This window comes from Pedobacter westerhofensis (assembly GCF_900182595.1).
GTDB lineage: Bacteria > Bacteroidota > Bacteroidia > Sphingobacteriales > Sphingobacteriaceae > Pedobacter > Pedobacter westerhofensis.
Genome location: NZ_FXTN01000005.1, coordinates 429466 through 452906 on the forward strand (window position 1 = coordinate 429466; position 23441 = coordinate 452906).

The 23441-nt window shown below is 44.6% G+C and carries 22 protein-coding genes; 6 read left to right on the forward strand and 16 right to left on the reverse strand.

The window, feature by feature from the left end; translation table 11 throughout:
• Window positions 1-90: 90 nt before the first annotated feature.
• Window positions 91-1128, forward strand: a complete 1038-nt coding sequence (gene gldB / locus FN831_RS12185; RefSeq protein ID WP_142528481.1) for a gliding motility lipoprotein GldB — start codon at window positions 91-93, stop codon at window positions 1126-1128.
• 48 nt (window positions 1129-1176) lie between these two features.
• Complete coding sequence (locus tag FN831_RS12190; protein WP_142528482.1) at window positions 1177-1959, forward strand: patatin-like phospholipase family protein; 783 nt, start codon at window positions 1177-1179, stop codon at window positions 1957-1959.
• Here the strand turns inward: FN831_RS12190 and FN831_RS12195 are convergent.
• Genes FN831_RS12195 through FN831_RS12225 form a run of 7 tightly spaced genes read right to left on the reverse strand, consistent with a single transcriptional unit; the run spans window position 1956 to window position 8868 of the window.
• Entirely contained in the window at window positions 1956-2672 is a 717-nt protein-coding gene (locus FN831_RS12195) for a 2-phosphosulfolactate phosphatase (protein WP_142528483.1), read from the reverse strand. The two genes, FN831_RS12190 and FN831_RS12195, sit on opposite strands and share 4 nt — an antisense overlap.
• A 29-nt stretch (window positions 2673-2701) precedes the next feature.
• Window positions 2702-3781, reverse strand: coding sequence for a glycine cleavage system aminomethyltransferase GcvT (gcvT, locus tag FN831_RS12200; RefSeq protein ID WP_142528484.1), 1080 nt, complete (start codon window positions 3779-3781; stop codon window positions 2702-2704).
• A 38-nt stretch (window positions 3782-3819) separates the two neighbouring features.
• Window positions 3820-5022 (reverse strand): glycosyltransferase family 4 protein, encoded by a 1203-nt coding sequence (locus tag FN831_RS12205; protein WP_142528485.1) that lies wholly within the window; start codon window positions 5020-5022, stop codon window positions 3820-3822.
• A gap of 17 nt (window positions 5023-5039) precedes the next feature.
• Window positions 5040-5651 carry a ribonuclease HII gene (locus tag FN831_RS12210; protein ID WP_142528486.1) on the reverse strand — a complete coding sequence of 204 codons (612 nt, stop codon included), beginning with the start codon at window positions 5649-5651 and terminating at the stop codon, window positions 5040-5042.
• Window positions 5652-5673: 22 nt separating this feature from the next.
• Window positions 5674-6783 carry an ABC transporter permease gene (locus tag FN831_RS12215; RefSeq protein ID WP_142528487.1) on the reverse strand — a complete coding sequence of 370 codons (1110 nt, stop codon included), beginning with the start codon at window positions 6781-6783 and terminating at the stop codon, window positions 5674-5676.
• Window positions 6783-7913 (reverse strand): glycosyltransferase family 2 protein, encoded by a 1131-nt coding sequence (locus FN831_RS12220; RefSeq protein WP_142528488.1) that lies wholly within the window; start codon window positions 7911-7913, stop codon window positions 6783-6785. Before FN831_RS12220 ends, FN831_RS12215 begins: the two co-directional genes overlap by 1 nt.
• On the reverse strand, window positions 7891-8868 hold the full coding sequence (locus FN831_RS12225; RefSeq protein ID WP_142528489.1) for a lysylphosphatidylglycerol synthase domain-containing protein: 978 nt from the start codon (window positions 8866-8868) through the stop codon (window positions 7891-7893). Before FN831_RS12225 ends, FN831_RS12220 begins: the two co-directional genes overlap by 23 nt.
• 45 nt (window positions 8869-8913) lie before the next feature.
• On the opposite strand from FN831_RS12225, the gene ruvC reads away from it, so the two are divergent.
• Complete coding sequence (ruvC, locus tag FN831_RS12230; protein WP_142528490.1) at window positions 8914-9477, forward strand: crossover junction endodeoxyribonuclease RuvC; 564 nt, start codon at window positions 8914-8916, stop codon at window positions 9475-9477.
• Window positions 9478-9822: 345 nt separating this feature from the next.
• Here the strand turns inward: ruvC and FN831_RS12240 are convergent, their stop codons facing one another.
• From FN831_RS12240 to FN831_RS12280, 9 genes are all read right to left on the reverse strand, one after another.
• Entirely contained in the window at window positions 9823-10608 is a 786-nt protein-coding gene (locus FN831_RS12240) for a 5'-nucleotidase, lipoprotein e(P4) family (protein WP_246101491.1), read from the reverse strand.
• Between the two features lie 80 nt (window positions 10609-10688).
• Window positions 10689-11576: an ATP synthase F1 subunit gamma gene (gene atpG / locus FN831_RS12245; protein ID WP_142528491.1), complete on the reverse strand. Its 888-nt coding sequence runs from the start codon at window positions 11574-11576 to the stop codon at window positions 10689-10691.
• 26 nt (window positions 11577-11602) lie between these two features.
• The gene (atpA, locus tag FN831_RS12250) at window positions 11603-13177 is read right to left on the reverse strand and encodes a F0F1 ATP synthase subunit alpha (protein WP_142528492.1); all 1575 of its coding nucleotides are present in this window, start codon (window positions 13175-13177) and stop codon (window positions 11603-11605) included.
• 45 nt (window positions 13178-13222) lie between these two features.
• Window positions 13223-13771, reverse strand: coding sequence for an ATP synthase F1 subunit delta (atpH, locus tag FN831_RS12255; protein WP_142528493.1), 549 nt, complete (start codon window positions 13769-13771; stop codon window positions 13223-13225).
• 25 nt (window positions 13772-13796) lie between these two features.
• Complete coding sequence (atpF, locus tag FN831_RS12260; RefSeq protein WP_142528494.1) at window positions 13797-14291, reverse strand: F0F1 ATP synthase subunit B; 495 nt, start codon at window positions 14289-14291, stop codon at window positions 13797-13799.
• A gap of 83 nt (window positions 14292-14374) precedes the next feature.
• Complete coding sequence (gene atpE / locus FN831_RS12265) at window positions 14375-14575, reverse strand: ATP synthase F0 subunit C (RefSeq protein WP_090555667.1); 201 nt, start codon at window positions 14573-14575, stop codon at window positions 14375-14377.
• A 37-nt stretch (window positions 14576-14612) separates the two neighbouring features.
• Complete coding sequence (gene atpB / locus FN831_RS12270) at window positions 14613-15743, reverse strand: F0F1 ATP synthase subunit A (protein WP_142528495.1); 1131 nt, start codon at window positions 15741-15743, stop codon at window positions 14613-14615.
• 17 nt (window positions 15744-15760) lie between these two features.
• Window positions 15761-16147: a hypothetical protein gene (locus FN831_RS12275; RefSeq protein ID WP_142528496.1), complete on the reverse strand. Its 387-nt coding sequence runs from the start codon at window positions 16145-16147 to the stop codon at window positions 15761-15763.
• 47 nt (window positions 16148-16194) lie between these two features.
• On the reverse strand, window positions 16195-16413 hold the full coding sequence (locus FN831_RS12280; protein WP_142528497.1) for an AtpZ/AtpI family protein: 219 nt from the start codon (window positions 16411-16413) through the stop codon (window positions 16195-16197).
• A 137-nt stretch (window positions 16414-16550) separates the two neighbouring features.
• Between FN831_RS12280 and porW the strand changes: the two genes are divergently transcribed.
• The 3 genes from porW to uvrC are packed head-to-tail and all read left to right on the forward strand — an operon-like array spanning window position 16551 to window position 23326.
• Complete coding sequence (gene porW / locus FN831_RS12285) at window positions 16551-19298, forward strand: type IX secretion system periplasmic lipoprotein PorW/SprE (RefSeq protein ID WP_142528498.1); 2748 nt, start codon at window positions 16551-16553, stop codon at window positions 19296-19298.
• A complete protein-coding gene (locus FN831_RS12290) occupies window positions 19295-21520 on the forward strand; it encodes a transglycosylase domain-containing protein (RefSeq protein ID WP_142528499.1) in 2226 nt (741 codons plus the stop codon). Before porW ends, FN831_RS12290 begins: the two co-directional genes overlap by 4 nt.
• Window positions 21521-23326, forward strand: coding sequence for an excinuclease ABC subunit UvrC (gene uvrC, locus FN831_RS12295; protein ID WP_142528500.1), 1806 nt, complete (start codon window positions 21521-21523; stop codon window positions 23324-23326).
• Window positions 23327-23441 lie beyond the last annotated feature (115 nt).

The following is a 23441-nucleotide window of genomic DNA, read 5'->3' on the forward strand; positions in this document are numbered from 1 at the left end:
AATAGCCATGAAGCTATCATCAGCATTTGTAATATTTATAGTCGAATGCTGATGATGGTTTCATCCCTGATCTGTTTATATTTGTTATCAATGAATGATAACGTAAAGCATCTCCAAATTTATCTAATTTTTCTGTGTGTAGCCTCATTTTTTTCCTGTAAACAGGGAAATAAGCCCGATGTGAGCGACATAGACCTCGATATTAAAATTGAAAGATTTGACAGGGACCTGTTTACCGGAAAGCAGAAAGACATTGCGCAGACTGATATTTTCCTGCAGAAAAGATATGGCGGATTTTATGATGATTATGTGCACCGGATGGTGGGCGACCCTACATATACTGGTGCCGCGGTTTTGGCCACACTCTATAAAGACCAGGCCTACACAGATTTAAGCAAGGATGCCGACAGCGTATTCAAAAACATGGAAGCCCAGGAACAGGGACTTACCGAAACTTTTAAATACATCAGATACTACTATCCCCAGGTAAAGGTTCCCAAAATCATTGCCTTTGTTTCGGGCTTTGCTGTGCAGACACCTATTGGTGACGACTACATGGGTATCGGGCTGGACATGTTCCTGGGTAAAAACAGCAGGTTTTACAAGGCTATCGTAAAAAGCGTTCCTTTATATATCTCCCGGAGGTTTAGCCCCGAGTATGTTGTTCCGCGGATAACGGAAACCTTTGCACGCGAAGAGCTGTTCCCGGCAAGAGATGAAAACCGTTCTTTACTGGCTAAGATGGTAGAGAATGGCAAGATCCTGTATTTTATGGACCAGGTAATGGACGATCAGATTCCGGATTCGGTTAAAATAGGCTATACCGCCAAACAATTGGAATGGTGTAAGGCTTATGAAGGAGATATCTGGGCATATTTTATGCAGAATAACCTGCTTTTTGAAACAGATTTCCAGAAAATACAAATGTACCTGAGCGAAGCGCCATTTACGCCGGGCTTAGGCGAAAACAATGAATCCGCTCCCAAACTGGGGATCTGGATTGGCTGGCAGATGGTGAGGAAGTACATGGCCGAAAATCCTAAAGTTACCTTACAGCAGCTGATGGCAGATCAGGATGCACAAAAAATATTGAATGGTGCAAAGTATAAACCAAAAATGGAGCCTTAGATAACGTCAGTTCTCAATAGTAGGTCTTCAGCTCTCAAATTAATCTAAATGAAGAAAGTAGGAATTGTCCTCTCAGGAGGAGGAATAAGAGGCATTGCACACTTGGGCGTATTGAAAGCACTGATCAATGCAGGTATCACCTTCAGCCATATCAGCGGCACCAGTGCAGGCTCTATTGTGGGCGCTTTTTATGCTGCCGGAATAGATCCGGAGGAAGGGCTGGAGATCTTTATGAAAACAAAACTGCTGCGCTTTATCAGGCCGGCAGTGGGTTCCCTGGGCCTGATCGGAATAGAGCATACCTCCAATCTGCTGAAAACCTTTTTTCCTGAGGATAAGATAGAAAAGCTCAAAATCCCGCTCACGATAGCGGCGACAAATTTTAGCGAGGGGAATCTGGTTTATTTTTCAAAAGGGCCGCTGATCAGGGCCATCCAGGCTTCATGCTGCCTGCCCGGGATATTCAGGCCGATCATGATCGACAACCAAATGTATGTTGATGGCGGGATCCTCAATAACTTTCCCGTGGAACCTTTGCTGAACAACTGTGATTTTATCATTGGTTCATCCTGCAATCACCTGAGACCGGTAAGCAGCATCACAAATATCTCCACACTGATGTCAAGGGCAGGACTGATGACGGTTAATAAAGACATGGAGCAGAAATCGGCTTTCTGCAATCTTCTGATAGAACCTAAAGGTATGGGAGAAATCAGCACTTTTGATATGAAAAAAGCTGAAACCATTTACTGGCTGGCTTATGAGGAAACACTGAAAACGATCAAAAATCATACGCAGTTCCAGGAACTGCTAAAAGAGAATGCGTCTTAAATACCTTTCAGCGCAACCAGGTTATCACCTTCAAGTACAGGAATGGCTTCACAGATGTTGAGCTGAAGACAGAACTTGATATCCTCCTCGATATTCAGCGCCATCATACGGTGGCTATGAGCAGATTTACCTACATAGGCCCGCAGGTTATCTTTAGCCATGGAGTACAGATCTTCTGCGGCCACACCGGCATCATCAAAATCTGTGAACAGCGGGCGCAGTTCATGTACCACAGCTCCGGCAAAGATCGTATCCTCCAGATTAAACTGGTCTTTCCAGCCCGCACAAAGCAGCAATACATCCTTATCCTGGGTTTTTAGCCAGTTGCACAAAGCCTGAAGGTTTAGAAAGGAACCAATCACCACCTGACTTGCTTTTCTTGCCAGGTGCAGCGCTTTGGTACCATTTGTAGTGGTTAACACCACGGTTTTACCTGCCACTTTATCAGCTGTATAAGAAAATGGGGAATTGCCAAAGTTATAGCCTTCAACTACTTCCCCATTTCGTTCTGCCGCCAGTAAATATCCCCTGTCTGCATAATTCAGGCAATCCTCTACCTGCGCCACCGGAATAATAGCCTCTGCCCCGTTGTCTATTCCATATACGATGGATGAGGTTGCTCTCAGGATATCAATAACGACAACAATACTTTCTTCTATCGCGTATAAATCTATGAGAGCGGGGGTAAGGCAAACTTCTATTTTTCTGGGCATATCAGGCGGGGATCGGAAACTACGTTGGTTTATTTAAAAAAAGGGAATTTTACTACTTTGGCTTTAATATTATTGTTACGGATGCTGATATAGATTTCAGCTCCTTCTTTTGCATTTTCTTTGCTTACATAACCCATTCCTATGGCTTTCTGCAGGGAAGGCGACTGAGTACCGGATGTTACTTTTCCGATTACATTTCCTTCTGCATCCACGATCTCATAATCATGGCGCGGGATACCGCGGTCGATCATCTCGAAACCAATCAGCCTGCGTTTTACACCGGCTTCCTTTTCTGCCAGTAAGGCTTCAGAATTTGTAAATGGTTTGGTGAATTTGGTGACCCATCCCAAACCGGCTTCAATGGGAGAAGTGGTATCGTCGATATCGTTGCCATACAGGCAGAAGCCCATTTCAAGGCGCAGGGTATCACGGGCACCTAAACCTATTGGTTTAATGTTAAACGCAGCACCTGCTTCGAAAACAGCATTCCAGATCGTTTCTGCATGCGCATTGTCGCAGTAGATCTCAAATCCGCCCGCACCTGTATATCCTGTAGCAGAAACCACCACATTTTCCACACCGGCAAAAACACCTTTGGTGAAAGTATAATATTCCATCGAAGCAAGGTCGATATCCGTCAGGCTTTGCAGCGCTTCGGCAGCCTTTGGCCCCTGAACGGCTAACAGTGAAGTCTGATCAGAGATATTGTGCATCTCTACTCCTTTGGTATTAAATTTACTGATCCAGTTCCAGTCTTTCTCGATATTGGAAGCATTCACGACCAGCATATATGTTTTCTCATCTATCCTGTAAACGAGCAGGTCGTCTACAATCCCGCCCTCTTCGTTTGGAAGATAAGCGTACTGAACTTTACCGTCATATAATTTCGAAGCATCATTACTAATTACGCGCTGGATCAGGTCAAGGGCATTTTCACCTTTAAGGATGAATTCGCCCATATGGCTTACATCAAAAACACCTACAGCTTTTCTTACTGTAGCATGTTCTGCATTAATGCCTTCATACTGAACTGGCATATTGTATCCTGCAAATGGTACCATCTTGGCACCCAAAGAAATGTGTTTGTCTGTTAATGCGGTATTATTCATGCGCTAGTGGTTAGATTTTGGGCAAAAGTACATATTTTTTATCCATTTACTAACCGCTCGTATACATTGAGCATCCTTTCAGAAACCGTGATCAGGTTATGATCGCGCTCCACTGTTTTACGCGCATTCTCGCCGATCTCGCGCCACCTGTTGGGGTGGGTAATGCACTGCAGGATACAGCGGTAAAATTCATCTGGCGTATTTGCAATCAGGATGTCCTTTCCGTTTTCGCAATTCAGTCCTTCTGCCGCATAGGTAGTAGCGATCACACATTTTTTCATGGCCATTCCTTCGATGATCTTTACCCGCATCCCGCTGCCGGAAAGCAGGGGCACAATCATAATGGCTTTGGAGTTCATGAATTCTACGGCATCAAATATTTCTCCTTCTACCACAAGGTTGTCGGAATCATAATCATAGAAATGCTGCTGCATGCTCTTGCCCGCAATATAAAAGCGCAGCTCACTGTTGAGCTTCTCTATATCCGGCCAGATCTCTTCGATAAACCACTCCAGCCCCTCTTTATTTGGCCGGTAATCCATTGCACCGAGATGGAACAGCGTAGGAAAGCTTGTTTTTTTTGGGTCTACCACATATTTTTCAAAGTCCAGCGCCACCGGAAAAACATCGAGGCAGGTTTCGCAGCCAAAATGCAGGATCGCCTGGCGGTCGGGCTCACTGATCGCAAAGATCTGGTGAAAGCGGTTGATCTGCTCGGTTTCATATTCCCTGAGCCGGCGGGCCAGGAACTGCAGGTATTTGCGCCTGGGGGTAAAGCGCTCGGAATTGGCCAGTCGCTCCCAAACGTCAAAAACAATATTGTGCGCACGGTAGATCAGCTTGGCCTTGCTGTTGTTCTTCACCACATCGAGGTAAGGCACTACAAACAGTCCTTCAAACTGGATGATATCAAACTCTGTTTCGCGCAGGATATTTTCCAGAAGCTTGGCAGCATCTTCATCAAAGAAGCGTGATACATTGTAAGACTCGTTGGAAAAGATATTGAAAAATGCGCCCCAGAGATTGACCTCGGTATCCAGGTCCCAGGAGTGGAATTTGATCTTTTCAAATACGGGGTCATAGATATCATCTACATCTACCCTGTGTTTATTGGTGTTAATACTGAACAAAGTGATATCCACGCCCACATTGAGCAGGCCCTTAATAGTGTTGTACACTACAATCGGGTAGCCGCTGTTGGGCGGAAATGGAACACGGTTACTGAGTATTAACGTTTTCAATAAGGTGAAAATACAAATTATAGCTCATTATCTGCAACGAAAAGAAGATCAGGATCACTGATGCTAAAAGTTTTACGGTGATATGGTGAAAGCCCGTGCAATATTGCTGCAGAGCGGTGCACTTTTGTTGGATATCCTTTATTCGTCTTCCATTCGTAATGCGGGTATTCATCAGCCAGGTTGTCCATAAATTCGTCGCGGTGTGTTTTCGCCAGGATGGAAGCGGCAGCGATATTGAGATATTTGCCGTCGCCTTTAATAATGCAGCTATGCGGAATATCAGGATAAGCTTTAAAACGGTTGCCGTCGATACTTAAATACCGGGGCTGAACGCTCAGTTTTTCTATCGCCCTGTGCATCGCCAGGAAGGAGGCGTTCAGGATATTGATCTCATCGATCTCGTGATTGTCTACTGAGGCTACCGACCAGGCAATGGCTTCGCGCTCTATGATCAGCCTCAATGCTGCGCGCTGGTTGTGTGTCAGCTTTTTGGAGTCGTTCAGCTCTCCTGCTGCAAAATCAGGTGGCAGGATTACTGCGGCAGCGTATACCGGTCCTGCAAGGCAGCCCCTGCCCGCTTCATCACAGCCGGCCTCTATATGTTCCAGTTGAAAACAGTTCAATAACATGGCACTAATTTAGGAAAAAAAACTAAACCGTAATATTCTGGGCTTTGATATCAAAGGCATCGCGGAGCCCGATTGCCATCAGGTTGAAGGCGTAAACAGTCAGCATAATGGCCATTCCGGGCAGAATAGCCAGATAAGCGGCATCCATGACGATATAGCCATAATTCTCCTGGATCATACTTCCCCAGCTGGGCATGGGCGGCTGTGCGCCAAAGCCAAGAAAGCTTAAGCCTGTTTCAAGCAGGATGGCCGAAGCAAAATTTGCCGAGGCGATCACGAGCACAGGGCCTGCAATATTGGGAAGGATATGTTTGAGTAAAATGCGCTGCGTGGGAAATCCCAGTGCCCTGGCAGCCTCTACAAATTCAGCCTCTTTAATCGCCATCACCTGTCCGCGTACCAGTCGGGCAACATCTACCCAGGTAGACAAGCCTACCGCAATAAATATCTGCCAGAAACCCTTTCCGAGGGCAAATGAAATCGCAATCACCAGCAGCAGGGAGGGCAGCGACCAGATCACGTTCATCAGCCAGCTGATCGCGGTATCTGTAAAGCCGCCAAAATAGCCGGCCAGTGCGCCAAGGCTTACACCGATACTCATAGAAATGATTACCGCGATCAAACCTACCGACAGTGAAACCCGGACACCCAGGATGAGCCTGCTGAGCAGGTCCCTGCCGTAGCCATCGGTTCCCAGCAGAAAGGTCTGCCGGTAGATATGCCGACGGATAAATTCTTCGGTACTGCCTTTTATCTGATAACTGCTTTCCGCAGATTCTTCATCGTCACCAATATATTCTTTCACATAGATCCTGTTGCCGGCTATCCTGTACCCGGTAATTGGAATACTCTTTATCCCGGATTCCTGCCCGTAGAGCATCTTTTCAAAAAGACCAACCTGCGCAACACTATCCTTGGTACTTACTACCAGGAACTGGAAGCTGCGCCCCGGTTTTTTATTGCTGAGCTGCAGGTGCATTGAATTGGCCATCGGCGTTTGATCGGGCGTCAGCACATAGCCCAGAATGCCCATCATCAGCAGCAGTATGATAAAGATCAGTCCGCCCAGTGCGGGTTTATTTCTTTTAAACCGCAGCCATATCTTTCTCGCAGGACTATTGCTTTTCTCCATTATTTGACCATTCTGCCTTTCCAGTTGTATTTGCCTGAGTTTCCGGACACACCAATATAAATAATATACAGGACATGGAAAATATTCAGGACAGGTAATAATACCAGTAAACTTGTTCTCCTGGCAAATTTTGTCACCCCTGTAAGGAACAGGAACTCTATAGCAATCTTCAGTGCCAGCTGTATGGCTGCAATTTTAAGGAAATCAATATAAAACACCCCGGCAAGGAGATTAAGCAAAATACTGAGGTTAAAGAACCATATAAATACGCCCAGGACGATGATCGACTTATTCTTATACCGGGTACTTTTTGATGCCCATCGCTTGCGCTGCTGCAGGAACTCGTTCAGGTTGGGCTTGGCATGTGTATACACAATGGCATCCTGGTTCCTGAGAAAGCCGATCTTGTTTTCATATCTGGCAGCTATTTTATGCAGCAACAGTTCATCATCACCCGAGGCAAGGTCGTCTATACCCTGAAAGCCGCCTACTTCATAAAAGGCTTCGCGCTCATAGGCCAGGTTGGCACCGTTGCAGGTAGAAGGTTTATTGTTGCCGATGGTGGATGCCCCGAGCCCGATCAGGTACAGAAATTCCAGCGACTGCGACCTTTCAAAAAAGCTCTTTTCTTCGTCGTACGCCACCGGGGAAGAGATCATTTTGAAACCTTTTTCTTCGTAATACGCTACAATCGTTTTAAGCCATCTGGTACCCATACGGCAATCTGCATCAGTGGTGATGATCAGGCTGCCTTTGGCTTCACCTATCGCGGTCTGAATGGCTTTTTTCTTATAGGAGTTGAGTGCACGGTCTTCTTTTAGGGAAATGAGTTTTACGCCCGGGTACGAACGGACAATCTCAGCAGTATTGTCTGTGGAGTGGTCGTCAATAAAGATGATCTCCGTAAGGTCCCTGTCATAGTCCTGCGCCAGCAATGCCTCAATGGTGCGGTGAATACTCTCAGCTTCATTGCGTGCTGCAATAATGATGGAAACACTGGTAAAGCCCTTTGTTTCCTTATACTGAAAGGGCACAAGCTGGTGCCAGCCGCGTATAAATCCAAAAACAACGAGCAGGTAGATGAGGGTTAAAAATGATGACAGGTAACTAACGGCGGTTAAGACTTCCAAAAAAATTTAATTTAAAAACGAAATATGAGCCTAATATAGCAGGAATAATAATATTTATCAGCCATATACTTGCAGTACATGCAATAACTGCCACGTCCTGTTTGGTAACGAAGCTAAAAAAATAGGATGCAGTGACGCTTCTTACGCCGATATCAAACAAATCCAGAGATGGAAGGGTGGATTGTACAAAAAATAAAATACACACCATCATCATAATATCCAGGTAATGTATCTCAGGGATGAGCCAGTAAAACATAATAAAGTACTGCGTACTGAAGACCACATACCTGGCCAGACAAAGGGAGAGAATTCTCAGCAGTTCCTTCTTGTGGTACCTGCCCAGGATGCTGTAAAATTTCTTGTATTTCCTGGTAAAACGCATAGACAGCAGGATGCCGTTGAGCCAGCGGATATTAAAAAAGAAAACCAGGAAGAAAGCACAGAACATGACAGACACTGCCATCAGGGCGTAGGTAAGCCTGTAATCAAGACCCGCAAAACGATAGATGAAGAGGCAGACCGCTATGGCACCAAAGATGTTCGTGAGCACCATCTGGCCGATGTTACCTACGGCCATGGCCACTACCCCGATGATCCTGCGCTTGGGTGATAAAAAAAATACCCTGCCGCCATACTCGCCGATTCGGTTGGGCGTGAACACTGCCCAGGTGAGCCCGCAGAATACAGACTCCACCGCGCGCCACAATGTAATGATCTCTATTTGCCGCAGTAACCTTTTCCATTTTACGGCTTCGAGCCCCCAGTTGATAAACATCAGCAGCAGCACCAGCGAAAGAACGGCCGTGATCTCTGGTACCGGGATACCCGATAAAAGGCTTGTAAAATCTTTCAGGTTCGTATTTGCAGAGAGCTTATGGTAGATAAACCAGAACGTAAAGGCAACGATGGCCACTTTGAGAACATTGGAAAATATACCTTTATATTTGGATATCAATTTATCGTTTCTTTTATTTCATGCAAATATGCTTAATATTGTTCTATGTTGGTTGGAAAAAAGGAAAGGGTGATCATGGGCATAGACCCGGGCACAGCGATAATGGGCTATGGTGTGATCCTGGAGAAGGGCAGTAAAATAGAACTGATTGCCATGGGCGTAGTGAAGATGGACCACCTGGATGACCACTTTTTAAAACTACAGCGGATCTTTGCAAAAACTGTAGCGCTGGTAGATGAATACAAACCTGATGTGGTGGCGCTTGAAGCACCATTTTACGGAAAAAACATACAGGTGATGCTTAAACTGGGCCGGGCACAGGGAATTGCCATGGCAGCAGCCTTATCAAGGGATATTCCGATTACAGAATATGCGCCAAGAAAGATCAAACAATCGATTACAGGTAATGGAAGTGCGGGAAAAGAGCAGGTAGCGGCGATGCTGCAGCGCCTGCTGAACTTTAAGGAAACGCCAGAGTTCCTGGATGCCACGGACGGGCTGGCGGTGGCTGTATGCCACTCCTTTCAGCGGGTATCTGCAAGCGGTACCGGAAAGTCCTACTCAGGATGGGATACCTTTGTGAAAGACAACCAGAAAAGGGTTAAATAAAAAAAGCCTTCATCAGCATCTGCTGTGAAGGCTTTTCTTTAAATATCTTTATTTTAAGCGCCCAGTATTTTGAATACTGCTTTACAGCATACAAATGCTCCTGCGAATAATATCGCCCATGATACGATTGACAATGTCATAGAATCACCTGCAAAACGCAGAAAAACTCCAATTATGCTGATCACAACACCAACAACCAATAATTTATATATTGCTGATTCGTTTGCGTTTTGTATACTTTTTGTGTTACGTAGCGGCCTTTGATCCATTTGTTTATTTTTAAAATCCTGCACAAAATTAATATTATTTCAACAAATAAAGCATGATAGCCTGAGAATTATTTGTTTAGAATCCTTTTAACCCATTAATCCGCTGTCTTGATTTTTCTGTTTCGTTGGGATTTACACCTTTGTACAGTACTTTCTCCCAGTCGCCATACATTGGATTAGGCAATACAATAAAGTGCGTACCGAATTCTGCCTGTGCGCGGTCAACTTCTTCTTTCGTATTTTTTCCCTGTCTGTAAAACACATTGGAGAAATCACTGAGGTTATCACCACATAATAAAAGAACATTATGCTGTTCCAATACTTTTTGCCGGCGGGCTTCCTTGTCAGACGATCCTGCAGACAACATCAGGTGCTGCTCATCAGCGAATGGAAATCCCAGCCGCTGCAGGTTGGCCAGCGTGGCTTTAAAATCCGGTGCTATCCTGTTGGAGACATAGAAAGTTTCTACCTGACGCGATGCCGCATATTTAAGAAAGCTCAGCGCTCCGGGTACGGTATCTGCTGCGGCAAGGCTTGTCCATGCCGACCAGTCTTTGGGATTGTAAGCCACACCTTTCTGTACCTGCATGGCAGAAAAAGGCGAGTTATCAAGCAGTGTTTCGTCGATATCAACGATCACGCAGTTGGGTTTAGCAGCGGCGGTATCTTTTAACCTTTCATTGAGCGAGAGCCTGGCAAAGTTGTAGGCCTGGAAAGACAATGCCCTGTACTCTCCGGACTGCTGCTCCCATGCCACAGCAACGGCATAATCTTTTTGAGCCAATGCGCCCGGACTCATCTGCGCGAATAAAACAGCCGGAAATAAAAACGTCAGTAAGACCGGGAAAATGATTTTGTTCATGATCATCATATGTTAAGCTTTAAACAAAAAGAGGCCATCTTTTGCAAGACAGCCTCTTAAATTAATTTATTTGAGATGTACTAACCATTCAATGCTGCTGCACCGCTTACGATCTCAGTCAGCTCAGTAGTAATTGCTGCCTGACGTGCCTGGTTGTAAGAAAGTTTAAGCGCTTTCAGCAGGTCGCCCGCGTTTTCAGTTGCTTTATCCATCGAAGTCATCCTTGCACCGTGTTCTGATGCATGTGAATCCAGAACAGCTTTATACAATTGAATTTTGATCGATTTGGGAATTAATTCTTTTACGATCTCCTCCTGTGAAGGCTCAAGGATATAATCTATCTGTTGTTTATTTGACTTTTCTGATGGCTTGGCTTCTGTTTTTGGCAAAGGAAGCAGTTGCTCTGTAGTCACAATCTGTACAGCTGCGTTTTTGAACTGATTGTATACCAGTTCTACTTTATCAAACTCACCTGCTTTAAAGCCGGTCATGATCGCCTCTGTAATTTTGGTTACGTTCTCAAAGGTTAATGCGGTATATACATCGTTATTGTTTCCGATCACCTTGTAGTCTCTCTTCTCGTAAAAGTCCTGCGACTTTTTACCGATCGATACGATACTTACATTACCATTTTTATATTGCGTACTGTATTTATCTGCGATGAGGTTGTTCGTTGCTTTAATCACGTTCATGTTAAAAGCACCAGCAAGACCACGGTTAGAAGATACCACTACAATTAAAACTTTGTTTGGCTCACGTTCTTCAATAAAAGGCGATGAAGATCCTTCCAGGTTGGCAGAAAGATTCCCTAAGATCTCTTTAAGCTTCGTAGCATACGGACGTAACTGTATAATAGCATTCGTTGCGCGCTTCAGCTTTGCTGCCGAAACCATTTTCATGGCTTTGGTAATCTGCTGCGTAGATTGCACCGATGATATACGAATTCTTACTTCTTTTAAATTTGCCATTCTTTTTTAATCTTCTTCCTGTATAATTAGTAGTTCGCTGAAAGTTCTTTAGCTACAGTTTCTAACACTGAAGTAATCTCATCATCCAGTTTACCAGCTTTTAAAGCAGCCAGTGTTTGTGGGTAACGCAATTCCAGTTGTTGTAAATATTCAGCTTCAAATGCCCTGATTTTGTTTACAGGAACTGAACGCATCAGGTTTTTGGTACCGATATAAATGATAGCAACCTGTTTTTCTACAGACATTGGAGAGAACTGACCTTGTTTTAAGATCTCAACGTTCCTTGAACCTTTGTCCAGTACAGATTTTGTAGCCGCATCAAGGTCAGATCCGAATTTAGAGAACGCCTCCAGCTCACGGTACTGTGCCTGATCCAGTTTCAATGTACCAGCAACTTTTTTCATTGATTTGATCTGTGCGTTACCACCTACACGTGATACCGAGATACCTACGTTAATAGCCGGACGTACACCTGCGTTGAACAGGTTTGATTCCAGGAAAATCTGTCCGTCAGTAATTGAAATTACGTTGGTAGGGATATATGCAGAAACGTCACCTGCCTGAGTTTCGATAATCGGAAGGGCAGTTAATGAACCACCACCTTTAACGATACCTTTGATAGACTCAGGAAGATCGTTCATTTGTCTTGCGATCTCGTCGTTGGCGTTGATCTTTGCCGCACGCTCCAGTAAACGGCTGTGCAGGTAAAACACGTCACCAGGATAAGCCTCACGGCCCGGTGGGCGACGCAACAACAGTGAAACCTCACGGTAAGCCACAGCCTGTTTAGACAAATCATCATAAACGATCAGTGCAGGGCGACCTGTATCACGGAAGTACTCACCAATTGCAGCACCAGAGAAAGGCGCGTAAAACTGCAATGGAGCAGGATCTGCTGCAGAAGCCGAAACAACAACTGTGTAAGCCATTGCACCGTTCTCTTCTAAAGTACGGACAACGTTTGCTACAGTACTTGCTTTCTGACCACAGGCAACATATATACATAAAACAGGGTTACCTGCTTCATAAAATTCTTTTTGATTGATAATGGTATCGATACAAACGGCACTTTTACCTGTCTGACGGTCACCAATAACAAGCTCACGCTGACCACGGCCAATCGGGATCATCGCGTCAATCGCTTTGATACCTGTCTGAAGTGGCTCAGCAACCGGCTGACGATAGATTACACCCGGAGCTTTACGCTCGATCGGCATCTCATATGTCTGGCCGATGATCGGGCCTTTACCATCGATAGGTTCGCCAAGTGTGTTTACAACACGGCCCAACATACCTTCACCAACCTGGATAGAGGCAATTTTCTTGGTACGTTTAATTGTGTCACCTTCTTTGATCTCAGCTGAGGGGCCTAATAAAACCACACCAACGTTATCTTCTTCAAGGTTCAAAACAATACCTTGCAGGCCATTTTCAAATTCAACGAGCTCACCTGATTGAACTTTAGTTAAACCATAAACACGGGCAATACCATCACCCACTTGTAATACGGTACCAACTTCTTCAAGTTCGGCTTCTGATTTAAAGCCCGACAATTGTTGTCTGATAATTGCCGATACTTCGTCTGGTCTTACCTCTACCATAATTTTATATTATTTCTTTTGTAATTCTATAAATGATTCCGGGACCTAAACCACGCCGTGGGAAAGTTCCTTTTTTAGTTTATTTAAGCTACCAGCAATACTGGCATCAAATTGTTTATCACCAACCTTAAGAATAAAACCGCCAATCAGCTTTTCGTTTACTTTTTCTTTGATGATGACTTCTTTTGCCCCAATTTCCTTTCTAACTACCGCAACGATCTCTTCTTTATTGGCATCAGTTAATGCAACTGCAGAAGTAACCTCAGCGGTTACAATTCCCTTGATCACATTGTATTGTCTGATGAATGCTTTGGTAGTATCAAATAAAATAGCAGAACGGCCTTTACTGACAATCAGTTTCAGATATGCTTTGGTAATCGCAGAAATACTTTTACCGAAGATCCCATCAAGAATTGAATACTTTTTGTCCAGAGGGATAACAGGGTTCTGAAGAATTGCCTCAAGCTCATTGTTTTGGCCGATGACCTGCTCAATAAGGGCCATATCATTTTTCATTTCCTCAAAAGAGTTCTGCTCTGTTGAAAGGTCGATTAAAGACTTGGCGTATCTTGATGCTGCTTTATTTTCTGACATGTTATATTTTATTAGTGAGCTGGAATTAATTCAATTCAACATCTTTCAACAGACCGGCAACCAATTCCTGTTGCTTAGCTTTATCAGCTAACTGACCACGCAATACGCGCTCAGCGATATCAATTGATAATGTTGAAACCTGATTTTTCAATTCAGCCAAAGCAGCTTTCTTTTGGTTTTCGATTTCTATCCTTGCTTTTTCGATTAATTTGGCGCCTTCAGCATGAGCCTGTTGTTTTGCCTCATTAACGATAGAATCTTTTAATGTTTTTGCTTCCTTCAGGATCAGATCTCTTTCGGCACGTGCCTGTTTCATCGTTTCCTCATTCTGGGCAGCCAGACGTACCATTTCCTGTTTAGCCAGTTCAGCCTGGTTTAAGGCCTCATCAATGGTATGTTCACGTTCTTTGATCGAAGCTAAAATAGGCTTCCAGGCAAATTTCGCCAAAACAAACATCAACAATAGAAATGCTATTGTCTGAAAAACAACTAAACCAATTTCCGGTAATAATAATTCCATCTAAGTATATATATGTAAATCTTCTTTCTTAAACAATAGATTGTACTTTGTAGCAATCCTACAAAGTACAATACCATTTTTAGTTACACTAATGCAACTACTACCGCGAAAAGAGCAACTGCTTCAACGAATGCAGCAGCGATCAACATCGCAGTTTGAATTTTAGAGGCTGCTTCCGGTTGACGGGCAATACCTTCCATAGCTGAACTACCGATTTTTCCGATACCCATACCAGCGCCGATAGCAGCTAATCCAGCACCAATTGCAGCAATACTTCCTGTAATCATGATTCTATATATTAATTGTTGTTAAAAATTCTAATTAGTGGTGATCTTCTACGGCCATTCCAATGAACAGTGCAGATAAAATGGTAAATATAAAAGCCTGTATAAATGCTACCAGCAGCTCAATTCCGTAAATGAATAGAGCGAAGGGAACAGATACAAACGAAACAAAAACAGAGTTGAAAACGAAGATCAGCCCGATCAGTGCAAGTACCAGGATGTGGCCTGCAGTGATGTTGGCAAATAAACGAATGGCCAGTGCGATTGGCTTGGTAAATATACCAATGATCTCTACCGGTACCAGTACGATGTATAACCACCATGGCACATCAGGAGTAAAGATGTGTTTCCAGTAGTATTTGTTACCGTTGAAGTTTACCAGCAGGAAGGTGATCGTTGCCAGAACTACGGTAATAGAGATATTTCCTGTCAGGTTGGCTCCTCCCGGAAGGAAAGGGATCAGCCCCAGCATATTGTTAAACCAGATAAAGAAAAACACGGTAAGCAGGTACGGCATGAAACGCTCATACTTATGACCCAGGTTAGGAATAGCAATATCATCACGTACAAACATGATCAGGGGCTCAAACCAGGACTGTATTCCGCGTGGGGATTTGCCTTTTCTTACTTTATATCCGTTGGCAACTTTAAGGAACACTGCAAGCAGCAGCACTACAGAAAGCAACAGGGTACAAACATTCTTGGTGATAGAGAAATCCAATGGGCGGGCGTTTTTCACTTTGCCTGCAGCATCATGTTCTGCATAAGCGCCATGTTCGTTTGCCTGTGCTGATGCATAATAGATTTTATCGTGCACACTTACAAAACGCTGACCGGCCCTTTCAACTACAACCTTAGCGTCATCATCACCATGAAAATCACTGGCGTTAAATGTTACTAATCCTGCAGGGGTATAAAGGATAACCGGCAGACCAATTGTATAGTCACCGAATACATGCCAGCTGTGCGAATCAGCAACATGATGCAAAGCAAACTTACCCAGATTAAACTTCTTCTCTGCCTCTGGTTCGGCATGAGCGGCTTCAGTTGTCTTCAATGTGTCTTCCTGTGCATATAACAGGGGTGTTACAAAGAAAAACGCTAAAAAAAGCGTGAAAACAACAATTAACCTACTAACTTTAAAATCAAAAACGTGGCTACAATCCATTTACTGGCAGATTTTTACTATTTATTTTGGTGGCGCAAGTTACATAACAGGGAGTATATTTCAAAGAAGCTGAACAATAAATATAAAGAAAAAAAGTTGAGCGCGAAAACTATCCCCTTTTCTGAGCTATTCAGGCTGTAAATCAGCACGAAAGCCAGAGAAAAGATCATTTTCAAAACAATAGAGCCCATAATGGCCATTACACCGGCCTGCGGATCAATTTTCATCCCGAAAAAAGCAGTCAGGTAAGCGATGTAGGTGAGCACACCGAGAAAACAGAATACCAGCCAGAACTTTTTAACGAGCAGTGGGGTCCCGGGAAATACGAGGGGCAGTGCATAGGCGATTCCGGCAAGAACCAGCGCATAGATCACATAATACAGGGTAAATTTGGCTAAACTCAAATCTCTTTTTTTTACAAAAGTATAAAATTAGCGGATGAATCCATCTCTTATTCTTTACTATTCAGTTGTCTCACAACCTGGTAAAGTGAGATAATCACACCGGTTAATCCTAAAATCGCCATAAAAATAAACTTATCGCTATGCCGGTACGTATCTATTTTATATCCTGCAAAGGCAAACAAACCAATTACAGCCAGCATCTGGAAGCCCATGCCGGTATACCTTACAAAATTTGTGGTGTTTTTTCCTTTGCGTTTATTATCCATAGATTATGCAAACATAAAATTTAAATTAATTTACTTAGAAAATAGTGGTGAATAAAATACTTTTGTCATATTCTGTTACATTTGTACTGAACCAATTCTATCTTTTGAAGAATACAGCGTATAGCAACATCAGATTAATGTCTTCTCTTATAGGGCTGTGTCTTCTGGCAGCATGTGGTACTCCCAAAGATACCGCGATGAGCAGGGGCATGCAAAACCTCACTGCAAGATATAACTATATCTACAACTCCAACCTGATCCTGGATAACTATGAGGAACAGCTGTACGAAACTTATAAGGACAATTACAATGAGATCCTGCCGGTATATACCGTGCCGGAGAAATTCAGTTTCAGTACCGTGGCCAATGTTCCGGTAAATGAGCGCGACCTGGATAAGATCATTACCAAGGCACAGGCCATCATTGCCGATAAATCATTCAGCAATTACATTGATGACGCCTACATCCTGCTGGGAAGGGCACAGTACTACAAGACCAATTACTTTGTTTCTGAAGAATATTTCGATTACACCGCAAAAACATACATTGCAAATCCCAATATCAGGCTGAGTGCGCTCAACTGGAAAGCCAGGAGCCTGATGCAGCTGGATAACCTGAAGGATGCCGCACTGATCCTGGATACAGTATACCGTGACCTGCCGGATATTAAAGGTCATAAAGCCGAGCCCCTGGCCACCATCGCACAAATGTATATTTACCAGGGCCGGTACAGTGATGCGATATTACTGCTGAACAATGCTGTAAAAGCAACGCCGCTAAAACGTAACCGCATCCGCTGGACCTATATTCTTGCCCAGCTCTATGAACAGCAAAAGGATTATAAGGAAGCGCTGGCGCATTACCTCCGCGTGCAGAAAAGCAATGCAGCCTTTGAGCTCTACTTTAATGCAAACCTGAACAGGATCAGGCTGACAGGCCTGCTGAACGGAGAGCGCATCAACCGCAAAAAACAGTTAACAGCCTTGCTGAGGGACGATAAAAACCTGGACTATATTGATCAGATCTATTATCAGATTGCAGAAAGCTATGCAGATGAGAGCGACTTTAGCGGTGCCGAAAAATATTATAAGCTGTCTGTACGCAACAGCAGCAAAAACAGCTATCAGAAAGGCATTTCCTATCTGCGGCTGGCCGATCTGAACTTTAAGGAGTTCAGGAATTTCCTGAAGGCAAAGGATTATTATGACAGCACTGTCACTACCCTGCCAAAAAATTATCCGGGTTACGAACAGATCCTTAAAAAAAGTGACAACCTGGAATACATCAGTAGGCGCTATGAGATCATTGCTTTTCAGGATACCCTGCAGCTGCTGGCAAAATTGCCGGAGGCAGAACGCCTGAGCAGGATCAAACAGATTACGCAGCAGGCAAGTAAGGCTGCGGCTGATAACGGCACTTTCAAAGAAGATCCTTTTGCAGGGGCCAACCAGCCAGCAACTGCCATTGGCAGCACTGCCCTGAACAGCGCTTCTACCTTTTATTTCAGCAATACCGCGGCGATGAGCAGGGGCAGTTCTGATTTTACGACGAGATGGGGCAACAGGAAGCTGGAGGACGACTGGCGCCAGAGCCTGAAATCATCATCACAGGCAACTACGGAAAGTATTGCCAAAGTGGAGAATGGTGGCAAGCCAACCGTAAAAATGGATGGGACTGGCAGCGCTGCTGATACGTCCGCCGGCAGGTATATCTCTGCCATCCCGCTGACGGCGCCGCAGCTGGCAGCATCAAACCAGCAGATTATCGATGCTTATTATGAAATGGCTAACTTCTATCAGCAGGAGCTTGGAGATCAGGCAGAGGCACTGCGCATCTACCAACTGATCCTGAGCCGTTTTCCGGAAAACAACAGGCTGTCTTCGATTTATTACAGTTTATACCTGGGCTATAAGGAGACCAACGCAGCCCTGGCAAGTAAATACAGGAAACTTGTGCTTGATCAGTTCCCTGCAAGCGTTTACGCGAAAACAATACTCGATCCGCAGTATTCCGTGAAACAGTCAGAACTGGAAGCCAAAGTACTGGCTGTGTATAATCAGGTGTTCGACCAGTATGAAAGAAAAGCTTTTCCGCAGGTGATCACTTCAGCTAATGCTACGATTGCGCAATATCCAAACAGTATGGTAAATCCGCAGCTGAGTTACCTAAAGGCCATCGCCATCGGCAGGACACAGCCAATTGACAGCCTGGTAGCTGCTTTTACCCTGATCACGACCGATTATCCGCTGGATAAAATAATCGTGCCGCTGGTAAAAAACCACCTGGCCTATATTGCTGCGCATAAAGATGAATTCAGCAAAAGGAAGGTAGCATTACCTGATTTTGACACCAATGAGCCGCGTTTCTTCGCATCAGAGCCATTGCCATCGCAGCCGTTGCCGCAACAGGCCGTGCAGACCGCCGAAGCACCGAAACCGGAGGTTAAAACCGCAGAAGTGCCTGTGAAAGAAATACCAAAAGAAGCTGTACCACCAGTACCACTGGTTCCTGCAAGCCAGATCTTTAGCACCGCTGTATCAACATTATATTACTTTGTTATTGACGTGGAAGACGCCAGCATTCGCCTTAGCTCTTCCCGCTTCGGTATCGGCCAGTTTAACCGGGGCAATTACGCCGGAGCGGGCCTTAGGCATCAATTAACAGAATTTGACAATGACCAACTGATATATGTTGGGAACTTTAGTAGTTTTGCAGAAGCAAAAAGTTACGCTGATGGAATAACTCCCCAGTTGAGTCAGATCATGAAAGTTCCGGCCGGAATATATTCCAGCTTTATTATTAGTAAGGAAAACTTCGAGAAACTCCAGAGTAAGGATCTTGTAACTAAATACTTAGAGTTCTACAAAAACACCTATCAAAAATGACCAAAAATATATCAGCTGCAGAGATAAAATCATACAACCTTACCCTCTGGAAGTTTTTAATCGGAGCACTTGTTATATTTTCTTTATTCATCGTTGCCATTGGATTCGGATTATTTGGCGCGCTGCCCTCGTTCAGGGATATTGAACACCCAAAAAGTAACCAGGCCACAGAAATTCTTACAGAGGATAAAAGGGTTCTGGGCACTTACTTTGTGCAGAACCGATCCAATGTAAATTACTCGCAGATCTCTCCCAATGTGATCAACGCGCTGATCTCAACTGAGGATACCCGTTTTAAGGAACACTCGGGAATCGACTTTAAACGTACTTTCACGATCATCTTTTATAATATGATCGGCAAGAAGCAGGGTGCCAGTACGATTACCCAGCAGCTTGCCCTTAACCTTTTCTCAGAAGAAGGCCGCCAGCGCAATTTCTTTAAAAGGCTGATGCAGAAATTCCAGGAATGGATTGTAGCGGTTAAACTGGAACGTAACTATACCAAAGAAGAAATCATCACGATGTACCTGAATACCGTAGATTTTGGTAACCAGGCATACGGGATTAAGTCGGCCGCCAGGGTATATTTTAATACTACTCCTGATCAGCTTACCGTACCACAGGCCGCTACGCTGGTAGGGCTGCAGAAAGGGATTACGCGGTACTCTCCTACCCGCAACCCGGAACGCTCTTTAGCCCGCCGTAATACGGTAATGGCCAACATGGTAAAGGAAGAAATGCTTACCCAGCAGGAATTTGATGCAGAAAAAGAGAAGCCCCTGGCTTTACACTTCAGTGCAGCTACGGTAAATGACGGCATTGCTCCCTATTTCAGGGCCGTGCTGAAAAACGATATCAGAAGGATTTTCCAGGAACGTTCGATCGTTAAGGCAGATGGATCACCATACGACCTGGACAGGGACGGCCTCCGTGTGATCACAACGATCAACTATGACATGCAGGTGTATGCCGAAGATGCGCAGAGAGATGCGATGAAACTGCTGCAGGCACAATTTCTGAAAAGCTGGAAGGGCAAAGATCCTTTTAAGGACAAGGAACTGCAGATTGAACAGGGCATGAAAAGGTCAGACCGCTACAAGGCTTTGCAGCTGGAAGGGAAATCTGATGAAGAGATCAAATCTGATTTTAATACTCCTGCGGAGATGAGCATCTTTACCTGGAAGGGCGATATTGATACACTGATGAAACCGATCGATTCGGTAAAATATTATAAATTATTGCTGAGAAATGCCATGATGGCGATGGACCCTAAAACAGGTTATGTAAAAGCCTGGGTAGGCGGTATCAACTATCAGCATTTTAAATATGACCAGGTGAAAATGGGAACCAGGCAGGTAGGCTCTACAGCCAAACCTTTTACATATTCTGTAGCCATCGAGAATGGTTATTCGCCATGTTACCAGGTGTTGAATGAGCCGGTGACGATAGAAGTGCCGGGCAGTGCGCCCTGGACACCAAAATCCGGAGGTACACTCCCGGGTTACCTGACGCTGCAGAAAGCACTGGCCTATTCTCAGAACTTTATTGCTGCTTACCTGATGAAACAGGTTGGCCCTACAGCCGTAGCCACACTGGCAAAGAAAATGGGGATCACCTCAAACGTACCTGCCTATCCTTCGATAGCACTGGGTACTTTTGATGCTTCAGTTTTTGATATGGTGGGTGCCTACAGCGTATTTGCCAATAAAGGGGTATGGACACAGCCTACCTATATTTTAAGGATTGAAGATAAGAACGGTGTGGTACTGTTCTCGCAGACACCTCAGAAACATCCGGCGATGAACGAAGAGGTAGCCTATGTGATGACGCGTATGCTGATCGGCGTAGTTAAAACCGGCTTTGGCTACCCGCTGATCAGTAAATATGGAATTACCACTCCGGTTGGCGGAAAAACGGGTACTACACAAAACAACTCTGACGGGTGGTTTGTTGGTATCACGCCGGACCTGGTTGCCGGGGTTTGGACGGGCTGCGAAGACCGTGCTTTCCACTTTATCAATACAAACCAGGGTGAAGGTGCGAAAACGGCAATGCCTGTTTTTGGAGGCTTCTTCAAAAAGGTGTACGCAAATTCAAAATTAAAGATCAGCAAGGGTGATTTTGAAATGCCGAAAAACGGTGTATCTATCACTTATGATTGCAACCAGTATCAGCAGCAGCAGACAGACACTACAGCACTGGATCAGAAGTTAGGGTTTTAAATGAGCAGTTTTGATTACAAAAAGGCATTAGCCGATATTCCGCATAATCCTGGTGTTTATCAGTACTGGGACCAGGAGGATACCCTGATCTATATCGGTAAGGCCAAAGACCTGAGAAACCGGGTGGGCTCTTATTTTAATCAGGATACCCAGATGAATGGCAAGACCAGGGTACTGGTTTCCAAGATCAGGAAGATCACCTTTACGATTGTAGACAGTGAAATCGATGCCTGGCTGCTGGAGAACAGCCTGATCAAAAAGCATCAGCCCAGGTACAATATCATGCTGAAGGATGATAAGACCTATCCATGGATTATCATCAAAAAGGAAGCTTTCCCGCGTATTTACTGGACGAGAAATAAGATCAAGGACGGATCAACTTATTTTGGCCCATATGCCTCAGTAGGGATGATGCATACGATCCTTGACCTGATCAAGGAGACCTATCCTTTGCGTACCTGCAACCTGCCCCTGACAGATGAGAATATCGACAGCGGCAAGTTTAAGGTATGCCTTGAATATCAGATCGGTAACTGCAAAGGCCCCTGCCAGGCGTACCAGTCGCACATTGACTATGATCAGAATATTGAAGAAATTAAAGAGATATTAAACGGGAAGATCAGCAATGTGATCAGGGAGGTAAAGCAGATTATCAAAAATGCGGTGGCCGACCTTAACTTTGAATATGCCCATCAGTACCAGAAAAAACTGCTGGTACTGGAAAAATACCAGAGCAAATCTACCGTGGTGAACAGCTCGATCACCAATGTGGATGTTGTAAACATTGCTTCTGATGAAAGGTATGCTTTTGTGAACTACCTGAAGATCATGAACGGCAGCATCATCCAGACCCAGACCATAGAGATCAAAAAACGCCTGGACGAGTCTGACGAGGAATTGCTGACAATCGCGATTACCGAATTCAGGACAAAGTTTAACAGTACTTCCAAGGAAGTGATTGTCCCTTTTGACATCACCCTGTCTGACGAGAACCTGAAATTCACGGTTCCAAAGCTTGGAGAAAAGAAGAACCTGCTGGAACTTTCTCATAAAAACGTGTTGTTCTTCAGACGCGAAAAGCTCAACCAGTATGAAAAACTGAATCCCGACCTGCGTTCCGAGCGCATTTTAACACAGATGCAGAAGGACCTGATGCTTACGCAGCTGCCTGTGCATATTGAATGTTTTGATAACTCCAACTTCCAGGGTGCCTACCCGGTGTCGGCTATTGTAGTTTTTAAAGATGCGAAACCTTCAAAAAAGGATTACAGGCATTTTAATGTGAAGACCGTGGAAGGGCCAAACGATTTTGCCACCATGGAAGAAGCCGTATACAGGCGATATAAACGCATGCTGGAGGAAGAAGAGAGTTTGCCCCAGCTGATCATTATTGACGGTGGTAAAGGGCAGCTATCCTCTGCGGTAAGCAGCCTGAAGAAGCTGGGTATTGATAAGAAGGTTACTGTGATTGGTATTGCCAAGCGCCTGGAAGAATTGTATTATCCCGGTGACAGCTATCCGCTGCACCTGGACAAGAAATCGGAAACGTTGAAGGTGATCCAGCAGCTTCGGGATGAGGCCCACCGTTTTGGTATCACTTTCCACAGGAAGAAACGCGACCAGGGCACACTGAAGACCGAACTGGAATCTATTCCGGGGATTGGAAAAACGACGGCAGACAAGTTGCTGCGCCAGTTTAAATCGGTAAAGAAGATCAAAGAAGCGCCGATCGCAGAGCTGGAAAAGGTACTGAATAAGTCGCAGGTCACAACACTGCTGGCCTTTTTTGCAGCCAAAAATATATAGCGGCCAGACAGCATCATCGGGGATTTAAAAGCCTTTGGAAAAGTATTGAAGCAAAAAACCCCGGTACTATCAGCACCGGGGTTTTGTTTATCATGTGGAATGCAGGGTCCAGCAG

What these genes read in the sequence shown, in the direction of transcription:
- gldB (WP_142528481.1), top strand. Translation starts at nt 91, where the DNA reads ATGAATGATAACGTAAAGCATCTCCAAATTTATCTAATTTTTCTGTGT.
- FN831_RS12190 (WP_142528482.1), top strand. Translation starts at nt 1,177, where the DNA reads ATGAAGAAAGTAGGAATTGTCCTCTCAGGAGGAGGAATAAGAGGCATT.
- FN831_RS12195 (WP_142528483.1), bottom strand. Translation starts at nt 2,672, where the DNA reads ATGCCCAGAAAAATAGAAGTTTGCCTTACCCCCGCTCTCATAGATTTA.
- gcvT (WP_142528484.1), bottom strand. Translation starts at nt 3,781, where the DNA reads ATGAATAATACCGCATTAACAGACAAACACATTTCTTTGGGTGCCAAG.
- FN831_RS12210 (WP_142528486.1), bottom strand. Translation starts at nt 5,651, where the DNA reads ATGTTATTGAACTGTTTTCAACTGGAACATATAGAGGCCGGCTGTGAT.
- FN831_RS12215 (WP_142528487.1), bottom strand. Translation starts at nt 6,783, where the DNA reads ATGGAGAAAAGCAATAGTCCTGCGAGAAAGATATGGCTGCGGTTTAAA.
- ruvC (WP_142528490.1), top strand. Translation starts at nt 8,914, where the DNA reads ATGTTGGTTGGAAAAAAGGAAAGGGTGATCATGGGCATAGACCCGGGC.
- FN831_RS12240 (WP_246101491.1), bottom strand. Translation starts at nt 10,608, where the DNA reads ATGAACAAAATCATTTTCCCGGTCTTACTGACGTTTTTATTTCCGGCT.
- atpG (WP_142528491.1), bottom strand. Translation starts at nt 11,576, where the DNA reads ATGGCAAATTTAAAAGAAGTAAGAATTCGTATATCATCGGTGCAATCT.
- atpA (WP_142528492.1), bottom strand. Translation starts at nt 13,177, where the DNA reads ATGGTAGAGGTAAGACCAGACGAAGTATCGGCAATTATCAGACAACAA.
- atpH (WP_142528493.1), bottom strand. Translation starts at nt 13,771, where the DNA reads ATGTCAGAAAATAAAGCAGCATCAAGATACGCCAAGTCTTTAATCGAC.
- atpF (WP_142528494.1), bottom strand. Translation starts at nt 14,291, where the DNA reads ATGGAATTATTATTACCGGAAATTGGTTTAGTTGTTTTTCAGACAATA.
- atpB (WP_142528495.1), bottom strand. Translation starts at nt 15,743, where the DNA reads ATGGATTGTAGCCACGTTTTTGATTTTAAAGTTAGTAGGTTAATTGTT.
- FN831_RS12280 (WP_142528497.1), bottom strand. Translation starts at nt 16,413, where the DNA reads ATGGATAATAAACGCAAAGGAAAAAACACCACAAATTTTGTAAGGTAT.
- porW (WP_142528498.1), top strand. Translation starts at nt 16,551, where the DNA reads ATGTCTTCTCTTATAGGGCTGTGTCTTCTGGCAGCATGTGGTACTCCC.
- FN831_RS12290 (WP_142528499.1), top strand. Translation starts at nt 19,295, where the DNA reads ATGACCAAAAATATATCAGCTGCAGAGATAAAATCATACAACCTTACC.
- uvrC (WP_142528500.1), top strand. Translation starts at nt 21,521, where the DNA reads ATGAGCAGTTTTGATTACAAAAAGGCATTAGCCGATATTCCGCATAAT.